Raw genomic sequence first — 11,467 nt, 5'->3', positions numbered from 1 at the left:
TCGCAGGTTCGAATCCTGTCTTCCCGATTGATATTTTATCAAAATGGCGGCGTAGCTCAGCTGGCTAGAGCGTCCGGTTCATACCCGGGAGGTCGGGGGTTCGATCCCCTCTGCCGCTATATTTTTAATTTTTACTTTGTAGGACCTTTAGCTCAGCTGGTTAGAGCTCTCGGCTCATAACCGAGTGGTCGCAGGTTCGAGTCCTGCAAGGTCCATTCTTTTTGGCTCGGTAGCTCAGTTGGTAGAGCAATGGATTGAAGCTCCATGTGTCGGCGGTTCGATTCCGTCTCGCGCCATTTTAATAAGCGGGTGTAGTTTAGTGGTAAAACTACAGCCTTCCAAGCTGTTGTCGCGAGTTCGATTCTCGTCACCCGCTTTGAACTTAAAGTTCATACCATATATATATTAGGGCGCATAGCTCAGCTGGTTAGAGCGCACGCCTGATAAGCGTGAGGTCGGTGGTTCGAGTCCACTTGTGCCCACTAGCTTCGATTTATATTGGAGTTAAAAAGAGATATTTGATATAATATTCTCATGGGGAAGTACTCAAGAGGCTGAAGAGGACGGTTTGCTAAATCGTTAGACCGGGAGACCGGTGCGGGGGTTCGAATCCCTTCTTCTCCGTAATAGCTATAGAATAATTTATGCTATAGTTTTGAACAAATATGTGCTCAGTTAATTTGAGTTTGAGTTGCATGATTATTGTGCAACTTTTTTTTGTTTAGGAAGGTATTTTTAGCAAGCTGTAGTAAAATTTGAACGCTTTGGAAACTCTGTAAGCAGTAGAGTGTTTGACATTTTGAGATATATGACTGTTTTTCATAATAATATTAGTTTCACTCGTTTTTAGTAGTACCACATCTTTTTTATATTTCTTTAATCTAAGATAGGTTTTATATTTGAACGCAGGAGTAAGTAGGATATCAGAGGTGAATTATTCATGTTTAATTCAGTTTCTCTTACCAACCTTTCATTTATATCTCTGAGGTAATCTAGTTAATGAGGCAAGGACAAAAGTAATCTTTGAGTCTTCAACTCTTAGTATATTTCTAATGGAATCTTTATTAGGTATGTGTCTTTTCTCTTGTGGCATGTAATTGTCATTATTAACTATTCTAACAGAGAGTCATACGCTTTTTTATTTAAATCAAAAAGTGTGAATGGTTTTAGCTACCTATACTAGAAATTATAGAGAGTTATATTTTTTTATTTGTAATTATTTTGCGAGATTAATATGATTGTAATTTTAGATATTGAATTGGAAAAATTTTTCTGATATAATATTTTCATGGGGAAGTACTCAAGAGGCTGAAGAGGACGGTTTGCTAAATCGTTAGACCGGGAAATCGGTGCGGGGGTTCGAATCCCTTCTTCTCCGTAACTGCTATTGGATAGTTGATCCAATAGCTTTTTTTGTTTTAAAAAGGTAGAATAGAATTATAATAAAAATATTATTTATAGAAATATAAATATTGTAAATATAATAAAGAGGAACTATGATAGATAGAATAGAAAATAATAAATTTGAACTTCATTCAAAATATGAACCTGCTGGAGATCAGCCTCAGGCGATAGAAGAATTGGTTGAAGGTATTGAAAACGGTGAGAAAGCTCAAATTTTACTAGGTGCTACTGGTACTGGTAAGACCTATACTATGAGTCAGGTTATACAAAAAGTTAATAAACCAACTCTTGTTATTGCCCATAATAAAACTTTAGCTGGTCAATTATATGGAGAATTTAAAGAATTTTTTCCTAATAATGCTGTGGAATATTTTGTTTCATACTATGATTATTATCAACCAGAAGCATATGTTCCTTCAAGTGATACATACATTGAAAAAGACAGTTCGGTTAATGATGAAATAGATAAGCTTCGTCACAGCGCTACGTCTTCATTACTTGAAAGAAATGATGTTATTGTTGTAGCATCAGTTTCTTGTATTTATGGTTTGGGTAATCCAAATGAATATCAAGACAGTGTTGTTTCTCTAAGACCTGGTCAAGAAATTTCACGAGATAAACTGTTAAATAGTTTAGTAGATATTCAGTTTGAACGAAATGATATTGATTTTCAACGTGGTAGATTTAGAGTTAGAGGAGATGTTGTTGAGGTATTTCCAGCAAGCCGTGATCAACATGCTTTTAGAGTAGAATTCTTTGGGGATGAGATTGATAGAATAAGAGAAATAGATGCATTGACTGGGCACGTATTAGGTGAAGTTGATCACCTGGCAATTTTCCCTGCAACTCACTTTGTTACTAATGATGACCATATGGAAGAAGCGATTTCCCGTATACAAAATGAACTTGAACTACAACTTAAACATTTTAATGAGGAAGGAAAACTATTAGAAGCTCAGCGATTAGAACAAAGAACTAATTACGATATTGAAATGTTAAGAGAAATGGGTTATACAAATGGGGTTGAAAATTATTCCCGTCACATGGAAGGTCGTGCAGAAGGTGAACCACCTTACACTCTTTTAGACTTTTTCCCTGATGATTTTTTGATAATGGTAGATGAATCACATGTTACAATGCCACAGGTCAGAGGAATGTATAATGGAGATAGATCTCGCAAACAAATGCTAGTTGATTATGGATTTAGACTACCTTCTGCTTTAGATAATCGTCCTTTAAGATTAGAGGAGTTTGAGGAACATGTTCATCAAGTAGTTTATGTATCTGCAACCCCAGGACCATATGAGGCTGAACAAACTGATACAATAGTTCAACAAATTATTCGACCTACAGGTCTATTGGACCCGATTGTTGAAGTGCGACCAATAATGGGTCAAATTGATGATTTACTTGGAGAAATAAATGAGAGAGTTGATAAAAATGAACGTGTTTTTGTGACTACTCTAACCAAAAAAATGGCAGAAGATTTAACTGATTATTTTAAGGAAATGGGTATTAAAGTTAAATATCTTCATAGTGATATTAAGACACTTGAGCGAACTGAAATAATTAGAGATTTACGTCTTGGTGTATTTGATGTGCTTGTTGGAATAAATCTACTCCGCGAGGGTATTGATGTTCCAGAAGTATCATTAGTTGCTATCTTGGATGCTGATAAAGAAGGTTTTCTTCGTGGTGAAAGAAGTTTGATACAAACTATTGGACGTGCCGCAAGAAATTCTGAAGGTAAAGTTATCATGTACGCAGACAAGATGACTAACAGTATGGAAATTGCAATTAGCGAAACCGCAAGAAGAAGAAAAATTCAAATGGAATATAATGAGGAACATGGAATAACTCCTAAGACGATTATCAAAGAAATTAGAGATAATATTGTAATAACTCGTAAAACTGAAGATGGTGAAGAAGAAGTTATTGATTATTCAGAAATGAATAAAAAAGAACGTAAAGATGCTGTTAAAGAGCTTGAAACACAGATGAATGAAGCAGCAGGAATTCTTGATTTTGAGTTAGCAGCACAAATAAGAGATACAATTATGGAAATAAAAGCAATGGATTAAAATAAAAAAGTGAATATTTATTCACTTTTTTATTGACAAAAATTTTTTTATTTGTATAATTATAAATATATAAAGAATAATATACAGAAAAGAGAAGATTATGAAAAAAATATTTACAGCAATAATAGCTTCATTAGCACTTGTGACATTAGTAGGTTGTGGAAGTAAAAGTAGCTCAGGAGAGGGCGATAAATCTTTACAAAAAATAAAAGATAAAGGCGAACTTGTAGTTGCTCTAAGCCCTGACTACGCTCCATTTGAGTTTCAAATGATTAAAGATGGAAAAAATGTGGTTGTAGGTAGTGATGTTGATTTAGCAAATAAGATTGCTGAAAAAATTGGTGTAAAAGTGAAAATTGATACTATGGACTTTAGCAATGTACTTGCAAGTGTTTCAAGTGGAAAAGCTGATATGGCGATTTCTGGTTTAACTGCAACTTCTGAAAGAAGAAAAGCATTTGATTTTTCTGATGAATATTATAAGACTAAGAATATAGTCGTAATAAAAAAATCAAATTCAGATAAATATAAAACAATTGCTGATTTTAAAGGTGCTAAGGTTTCAGCACAAAAAGGTAGTATACAAGAAGACATTGTAAAAAATGAAATTAAAGACGCGAGTCTTGTTTCACTTCCAAAGTCAGGAGCTATGATTAATGAGCTAAAAAATGGCACTGTTGATGCTGTTGTTTTAGATAATATGGTTGCTGAAAGTTATGTTGCAGCTAATAGTGATTTAGAAGTTATAAAAGATATTACATTCAAATCTGATGATGAAGAAAGTAATGCAATTGCAATGACAAAAGGTAGTAAAACTCTTCAAGAAGAAGTAAATAAAATCATTGCTGATCTTAAAAAAGATGATTCTCTTAATAAGAGTGTTAAAGATAACTACGATTTAGCAAAAGAAGCAAAACAAGTTGAGTAAAATATTATTTGAAATTAAAAAAAGTTGACTATTTAGTCAACTTTTTTTAATTTATCTAATTATTACTCTTTTTTGAGTGTTCATATTAATTGATTCATAAGGTGTTGCAAGGAACATTTCACCATCAATCTGGATTGGTTGAGGGGAAGATGTTTCTATTTGAAATGATGTATTAGCTGTATGGAAAACATTTTTATTATTTAAATGTTTTCCTTTTAATAATTGAGGAATAATTTTAGATATTTCGATCAAACTTATTCGAGGGAGCTCCACTAAGGTTAAACTATCTTTTAAGGAAGATTCATTTGGAGCAATTTTAAAGCCACCTCCAAAATATGGATGGCTTGTTACTGTCAATAAAAATGCGTTTTTAAATTCTTTGTTATTAATTCTTACATCAAATGGTTTCTTTTTTAAAAGTACTTTTAGGGCATTAGAAAAATATGCTAGCCCACCAAGATTTAGTTTAGCAAGTGATTTTTTTAGTCTACTAGAATTTGTTGAATGGACTATAGCTGCATCAAGTCCTATACCAAAATTATTGATAGCAAATCCAGAAAGACTTGGACTATCATATTTAATTATGTAAATATCTGTCATTTGTTTTTTTTGTATCTGTTTGAAATTTTCAATTGGATTTTTTGAAATATTTAAGCTATTTGCAAAGTCATTGCCACTACCAGCAGGAATGTACGCAAAAGGTAAATCAATGGGTAATTGATTTATAGCATTTGATAAAGTTCCATCTCCTCCAATAATTATTAATATATCTTCCTTATTTATAACCTTAGAAATGTCTCTTGCAAGCTCTCTTTCTTGTTTCGGTCTTTGACTAATATACTTAACATATTCAATTTTATTTTTATCTAGAAATTCACATAAAGTTTTTTCAACCTTATGTCCTCTATTACCACCTGATGTGGGATTTATTAATAAGTAATACTTCATATTCAAAATTATATCACACAAAACTTGGAATTAAGTTAATTTTTTTTACTAGATTATAATTTATCTTGCAATAAATATATTATTTTGTGTATAATTATTAAATGGACGTGAAAAAAATTTCTCGCATTTCAATTTTGGTAGCTATAGCAGTAGTTTCTAGATTTGCATTTGCACAATTTCCTAACATAAAACCTATAACAGCACTATTTTTGGTTACAGTTGTCTTTTGGGGAATTTATGATTCTATAATTGTTATGACACTTACTATGGTTATTACTGGAATATATATGGGAATGAGCATTATGGTTCTATTCCAAGTTATTTCTTTTGCAGTAATATTGATTATTTGGAAATTTACTTATAAGTATATGTCAAAAATTGTTTATCAAATGATTATTGCAGGTATGCTTACTATGCTTTATGGTTTTATAATATCATTATTCTCAGCATGTATTTTTAAGGCAAGTTTTTGGCCATTCTATTTGGCAGGATTGGGATTTGATATGATGCATGCAATAAGTACTATGATTTTTTATCCATTAATTTATAATATATTTGAAAGGTTTAAAATATGAAAAAAAAAATTACTTTAACTTTATCGCTTTTTCTTGTTATCAGTTTAGTAGCATGTTCAAATAAGAAATCTGAACCAGATAAACATAAAGAAGAAACTGGAAAAGTAAATTTGACAGTTAAATTCGATGAAAAAAATACAAAAGAATTTAAAGATATTCCTATTAACGCTGATTCAACGGTAATAACTGTTTTAAGAGAAAAGGTTCAGGTGGAGGAAAGTAAAGGATTCATCACAGCAATTGATGGAGTAAAGCAAGATGAGTCAGCTAATAAATTCTGGTTATATAAGTTAAACGGTGAGATGGCTAATAAGGGTGCTGGTGAGCAAGAATTAAAAGACGGTGATAAGATATACTTTGAACTTGGTAGTATGTAAAAAGTCCGAAAGGATTTTTTACATACTTAAAAATTGCATTTTATAAGATTTAAAAGTATATTTATGTTAATTAGGAGGTTTTATTCATGAATAGAATAATTAAAGAAGCAGCTAAGTCATTGGTCCTTTCAACAGTCCTAACAGTAGCAACAATAGCAGCAGGGAAATTTATTTTCGATCAAATAGATGAAAATGAATTTGATAATGATAAGAAGAAATGAATAATTTCTTCTTATTTTATGAGAAAAATGCAAAAATATGTATAAATATACATTAAATATGTTATAATGAATAAAAATTAATTAATATTAAGGGGTAGATACATGAACTTTTCGTTTCTTCCAAAATTCCTACCATATTTTACAGATGGAACAGTTATCACAATTGGGATTTCTGTTATCGTAGTTTTTTTAGGTACAATATTTGGAATTTTACTTGCGTTGGCTAAATTATCAAAGATTAAACTAATAAAATGGTTGGCAAATATTTATATTGAACTTTTTCGTGGGACACCGATGATTCTTCAAATCATGGTTTTCTTTGTAAGTGTTAAAATGAACTTTCTTCCAACTTTTACATTTGGAATACTAGATGTTGATCTTTCACGTTTGATTCCTGGAATTATTATTCTTAGCATGAACAGTGGTGCTTATGTTGCAGAAATTATTCGTGGTGGAATTTTATCAGTACCAAAGGGTCAAGTGGAAGCTGCATATTCATTAGGAATTCGTCCTAATCAGGCAATGAAAAGTGTTATCTTGCCACAAGCATTTAGAATAAGTCTGCCATCACTTGGTAATGAATTTGTTACTATTATTAAAGATAGTTCTCTTTTGTCTACTATAGGTGTTATGGAGCTTTATAATGGTGGATTAACAACTGCAAGTACAACATACATTGCACTTGAACCACTATTATTTGCCGGTTCCTTCTATTTAGTGATTACTTTTGTTACGAGTCAGCTCTTAAATCTTGTAGAGAAGAAAATGTCAAAGGGGTATGTTAAATGAGTAGGAAAATAATTGAAATAAAAAATCTTCATAAGTCATTTGGGAAAAATGAAATTCTTAAAGGATTGAATCTTGAAATCTCTGAAGGTGAAGTGGTTGTCATGATTGGTCCTTCTGGTAGTGGAAAATCAACATTTTTACGTACTATGAATATGCTTGAAGTCCCAACAGAAGGTCAGGTTATTTTTGAAGGGGTAGATCTAGCAGGTAAAGGGGTCGATATATTTAAGTACCGTGAAAAAATGGGTATGGTTTTTCAATCATTTAATCTATTTTCAAATATGAATGTTTTAGATAATTTGACATTAGCTCCTATAAAAAATAAAAATATGCCAAAAGTTGAAGCAGAGAATATTGCTTTAAAATTACTTGAAAGTGTAGGATTAGCTGACAAAGCTGATGTGTATCCTCAGAGTTTATCAGGTGGACAGCAACAACGTGTTGCTATAGCACGCGCACTGGCTATGGGGCCAGATGTAATGCTCTTTGATGAACCAACAAGTGCCTTGGACCCAGAAATGGTTGGAGAAGTATTAGCAGTAATTAAAAAACTAGCTAAAGAAGGTATGACCATGGTAATAGTAACCCATGAAATGGGATTTGCAAAAGAAGTAGCTGATCGTGTCCTATTTATGGATCAAGGACATATCATTGAGGAGGCTAGTCCAGAGGAGATATTTGGAAATCCAAAAGAAGAGAGAACAAAAGATTTCTTATCTAAAGTTCTATAATTAGTATTTTAAGACTTATACAAGAATTGATTTGCAATACTTGTAGTGGTCTTTTTTGTATTGATTGAAAAGAATTTAAATATCAGTTAAAATTGAATAGAGTGATTTTAATATCTTTTTTTTAAAAGTATGATAAAATGAACTCTGATTTAAAAAAGAAAGAAGTGACTATATGTCTTTAACTCATAGAAGAAATACCCGACCTGTATTGGTTGGTGATGTTGTGGTTGGTGGTCGTAATAAAGTTATCATCCAATCAATGTGTACTACTAAAACACAGGATGTGGAGGCTACTGTAGCTCAAATACATGAACTTGAAGAAGCTGGTTGTCAGATAGTACGTGTTGCGGTTCCTGACATGGAAGCAGCTCTTGCCCTTAAGGATATTAAAGCACAGATCTCGATTCCTCTAGTGGCTGATATCCATTTTGACTATCGTTTAGCCTTACAAGCAATTGAATCGGGTGTTGATAAAATTCGAATCAATCCGGGAAATATTGGGCGTACAGACCGTGTGCAAAAAGTTGTAGAGGCATGTAAAGCAAAAAACATCCCTATTCGTATTGGGGTTAATGCTGGTTCGCTTGAGAAGAAATTCCTTAAAAAGTATGGATATCCAACTGCGATGGGAATGCTTGAAAGTGCGCGTGAACATGTAAAAATTCTTGAAGATTTAGACTTTCACGATATAATAATTTCAATGAAAGCTTCAAATGTTGAACTTGCACTTGCGGCATATCAACTTGCGGCTGAAGAATTTGATTATCCTCTTCATTTGGGAATTACTGAATCAGGACCTTTATTCTCTGGTTCAATAAAATCTGCAGCTGGAATGGGGGCACTGCTTTCACTTGGAATTGGTGACACAATGAGGATTTCACTTTCTGCAGATCCTGTGGAGGAAATCAAGGTAGCTCGTGAAGTTTTAAAATCATTTAATTTAATTGATAATGCAGCAACTCTTGTTTCTTGTCCAACTTGTGGACGTATTGAAATTGATTTAATTCCAATTGCTGCGGAACTTGAAAAATACATTGCTAATATCAAAGCACCAATAACTGTTGCTATTCTTGGATGTGGTGTAAATGGTCCAGGGGAAGCGCGTGAAGCAGATATTGGTTTAGCAGGTGGAGACGGAAAAGGTATGCTTTTCAAAAAAGGAAAAATTATTAAGACTGTACCTGAAGAAGTCATGCTTGAAGAATTCAAAAAAGAGATAGATGCCATGTATAAACTTTATCAGGAGACAGGTAAGTTACATGAAGATGCTGAGTGATCCATATTTTTATATAATTTTATTTTCAGTTGTTCCAATGATTGTGTGCCTAACGGTTTTTATCAATTTGATTAGAACTGATCCACGCACTTTGAAGCTAGGTCGATGGGGAATCTTTTCGGCCTTCTTCATCTTTGTTAGTATCAACCTCTTGCTTTTATATTTGAATGGTCAAGGTGTCATACCAGAAGGTGTGCTTATTATTGAAGCAATCACTCTTGTCATGGGATTTTTAATATTTTCGGTTGTTATTTTTATCGGTATTATTGTTGAAAGTATTAAAGTTTGGCGCAGAGAAAGCCATAGTATAGCAAATCTCTTACTTCCTTTAAGTTTTTTAGCTTTTTGGTTGATGGGTAAAATTATTAGCAAAATAAGTAATTTACCTCCCAAATATGACTATTTAAAAATTTTAACTTATGTATATCCAATTTTAATTATGTACATTGGTTGGCAGTTTATTGTCTTCTTTGCCTCAAGTGTAATTTATGGTTGGCTCATGAAGCGTGCTAAAGCTAATTATTTTGTTGTTTTAGGAGCTGGATTAATTAATGGTGATCAAATAGGTAAGCTCTTAGGATCAAGAATTGAAGTTGCCGTAAATCATTCTAATAAGCAGCAAGAAAAGGCTCAAATTATCTTTTCTGGTGGTCAAGGACCAGATGAACTTGTTCCTGAAGCAGTTGCTATGAGAGACTATGCAGTTCAAAACATGAATTATCCAGAGGACCATACTATTTTGGAAGATAAAAGCAGAACTACTTATGAGAATTTAGTTTTCTCTTCAAGAATTATTGAACAGAAGTCTCAAGTGATTGGGGAAAAATTTCTTTTCTTCTCAAGTGAGTATCATGTTTTTAGAGCAGCATTATTTGCCAGAGAATTAGGATTAAATGCTCAGGGTATTGGAAGTAAGACAGCAATGTACTATAGAATTCCCGCATTTATTCGTGAATTTATTGCAGTTTTAAATAGTAATAAGAAAAAACATCTTAAGTTTCTTATTTTTATTTTAATATTGAATATATTACTTGTTATCTTTACAAACTATATTACAAGAAATGCAGTATAACATTACCATCCATAGGGTGGTATTTTTCTTTTATAAAAACGTATAAATAATAAAGGAGATTAATATGTTAACAGCTGTAGATTTATCGGGGGAAATAATAAATTTATTGGAGGTTGATAACATTAAATATATTAAAGAGAGGGAATTTTTCTGCCCAGGTTGTAAAGGAAAAATTGTCCTAAAAAATGGAAGTATTAAAGCAAGGCACTTTGCTCATAAATCATTAAAAAATTGCGAATTTTATTCAGAAAATGAGAGTCAGGAGCATTTGCAACTGAAAATGGATTTATATAAGTGGCTTAACTATGATACTTATGCCCAAGTTGAATATTATCTGCCAGAAATTATGCAAATAGCTGATATCATGGTGGAATCAAATATTGCATTAGAAGTACAGTGTAGCTCTCTTTCACTAAAATATTTAAGTGAAAGAACCTTATCATATAAGAAAATTGGATGTTCTGTTTTATGGCTTTTGGGAGAGAACTTACATTTGGGTGAAAAAATGAATCGATTGAATATGAACTTTTTATATTTTTCAATGAATTGTGGTTTCTACTACTGGGAACTACATAATAAACAAAAATGTATAGTTTTAAAATATTTAATTCATGAAGATTTAAAAGGAAACTTGATTTATAAAGAAAAAATATTCCCTTTTTTTAAAGGAAATTTATTAGATATATTGCGTTTCCCATATAGGAAACAAAAATCTGAAGTAATTGAAGGAAAGAAAATTTCTGACATGGAGTTATATATAAGCCAGAATTTACGTCGAAAAAATGGCAAGTGGATGGAACTTGCTGGACTTTATTATCAAAAAGGGTTGAGTTTAAGAGATATAAAAAATTATCCTGTGCAGTATTTTCCTCTAGGTTTTAATTACTACAAGTGGCTAATTAATGGAAGTGATCATAGTAGTTTTTTACAGATAAATAGGGATTTATCCCCATATTATGAGAATTTTATAAAATATTATAAATTAAGAGACAAAACTAGTCGACAATTGATGTACCCACCTGCTTTTTATGGTAAAATGTAAAATGACAAAATTTTAAAATATTA

11 protein-coding genes and 7 tRNA genes are annotated in these 11,467 nt (G+C 32.0%); 17 read left to right on the top strand and 1 reads right to left on the bottom strand.

Annotation, left to right across the window (positions count from 1 at the left end; translation table 11 throughout):
• Positions 1-45: 45 nt before the first annotated feature.
• The 9 genes from BG261_RS05730 to BG261_RS05690 all read left to right on the top strand — a co-directional run bounded on the left by BG261_RS05730 (position 46) and on the right by BG261_RS05690 (position 4,413).
• A tRNA-Met gene (locus BG261_RS05730) sits at positions 46-119 on the top strand.
• 22 nt (positions 120-141) lie between these two features.
• A tRNA-Ile gene (locus BG261_RS05725) sits at positions 142-215 on the top strand.
• Positions 216-223: 8 nt separating this feature from the next.
• Positions 224-296: transfer RNA gene (locus BG261_RS05720), tRNA-Phe, on the top strand.
• A gap of 9 nt (positions 297-305) precedes the next feature.
• Positions 306-376, top strand: a tRNA-Gly gene (locus BG261_RS05715).
• Positions 377-408: 32 nt separating this feature from the next.
• A tRNA-Ile gene (locus BG261_RS05710) sits at positions 409-482 on the top strand.
• Positions 483-536: 54 nt separating this feature from the next.
• Positions 537-624: transfer RNA gene (locus tag BG261_RS05705), tRNA-Ser, on the top strand.
• 666 nt (positions 625-1,290) lie between these two features.
• Positions 1,291-1,378 (top strand) — tRNA-Ser (locus BG261_RS05700).
• A 118-nt stretch (positions 1,379-1,496) separates the two neighbouring features.
• Positions 1,497-3,485, top strand: coding sequence for an excinuclease ABC subunit UvrB (uvrB, locus tag BG261_RS05695; protein WP_070792189.1), 1,989 nt, complete (start codon positions 1,497-1,499; stop codon positions 3,483-3,485).
• Between the two features lie 100 nt (positions 3,486-3,585).
• Complete coding sequence (locus tag BG261_RS05690; RefSeq protein WP_070792188.1) at positions 3,586-4,413, top strand: transporter substrate-binding domain-containing protein; 828 nt, start codon at positions 3,586-3,588, stop codon at positions 4,411-4,413.
• 51 nt (positions 4,414-4,464) lie between these two features.
• On the opposite strand, the gene BG261_RS05685 is transcribed toward BG261_RS05690, so the two are convergent.
• Positions 4,465-5,361, bottom strand: coding sequence for a diacylglycerol/lipid kinase family protein (locus BG261_RS05685; protein WP_070792187.1), 897 nt, complete (start codon positions 5,359-5,361; stop codon positions 4,465-4,467).
• 101 nt (positions 5,362-5,462) lie between these two features.
• Between BG261_RS05685 and BG261_RS05680 the strand changes: the two genes are divergently transcribed.
• The 8 genes from BG261_RS05680 (at position 5,463) to BG261_RS05650 (ending at position 11,444) form a co-directional block, all read left to right on the top strand.
• Entirely contained in the window at positions 5,463-5,936 is a 474-nt protein-coding gene (locus BG261_RS05680) for a hypothetical protein (protein ID WP_070792186.1), read from the top strand.
• A complete protein-coding gene (locus BG261_RS05675; RefSeq protein WP_070792185.1) occupies positions 5,933-6,313 on the top strand; it encodes a DUF4430 domain-containing protein in 381 nt (126 codons plus the stop codon). Before BG261_RS05680 ends, BG261_RS05675 begins: the two co-directional genes overlap by 4 nt.
• Positions 6,314-6,399: 86 nt before the next feature.
• Complete coding sequence (locus BG261_RS11675) at positions 6,400-6,534, top strand: hypothetical protein (protein ID WP_267887295.1); 135 nt, start codon at positions 6,400-6,402, stop codon at positions 6,532-6,534.
• Between the two features lie 102 nt (positions 6,535-6,636).
• Positions 6,637-7,323, top strand: coding sequence for an amino acid ABC transporter permease (locus tag BG261_RS05670; protein WP_070792184.1), 687 nt, complete (start codon positions 6,637-6,639; stop codon positions 7,321-7,323).
• Positions 7,320-8,054 (top strand): amino acid ABC transporter ATP-binding protein, encoded by a 735-nt coding sequence (locus tag BG261_RS05665; protein WP_070792183.1) that lies wholly within the window; start codon positions 7,320-7,322, stop codon positions 8,052-8,054. The genes BG261_RS05670 and BG261_RS05665 overlap by 4 nt, the downstream gene beginning before the upstream one ends.
• A 172-nt stretch (positions 8,055-8,226) precedes the next feature.
• Positions 8,227-9,330 carry a flavodoxin-dependent (E)-4-hydroxy-3-methylbut-2-enyl-diphosphate synthase gene (gene ispG, locus BG261_RS05660; protein WP_070792182.1) on the top strand — a complete coding sequence of 368 codons (1,104 nt, stop codon included), beginning with the start codon at positions 8,227-8,229 and terminating at the stop codon, positions 9,328-9,330.
• The gene (locus BG261_RS05655; RefSeq protein ID WP_158007182.1) at positions 9,314-10,402 is read left to right on the top strand and encodes a YdcF family protein; all 1,089 of its coding nucleotides are present in this window, start codon (positions 9,314-9,316) and stop codon (positions 10,400-10,402) included. Before ispG ends, BG261_RS05655 begins: the two co-directional genes overlap by 17 nt.
• Positions 10,403-10,466: 64 nt before the next feature.
• Positions 10,467-11,444 carry a competence protein CoiA gene (locus BG261_RS05650; protein ID WP_070792181.1) on the top strand — a complete coding sequence of 326 codons (978 nt, stop codon included), beginning with the start codon at positions 10,467-10,469 and terminating at the stop codon, positions 11,442-11,444.
• Positions 11,445-11,467: the final 23 nt, after the last annotated feature.

Source organism: Floricoccus tropicus (genome assembly GCF_001832905.1).
Taxonomy (GTDB): domain Bacteria; phylum Bacillota; class Bacilli; order Lactobacillales; family Streptococcaceae; genus Floricoccus; species Floricoccus tropicus.
Note: the sequence above shows the minus strand (reverse complement) of the source record. Positions and strands in the feature narration are given on the sequence as shown.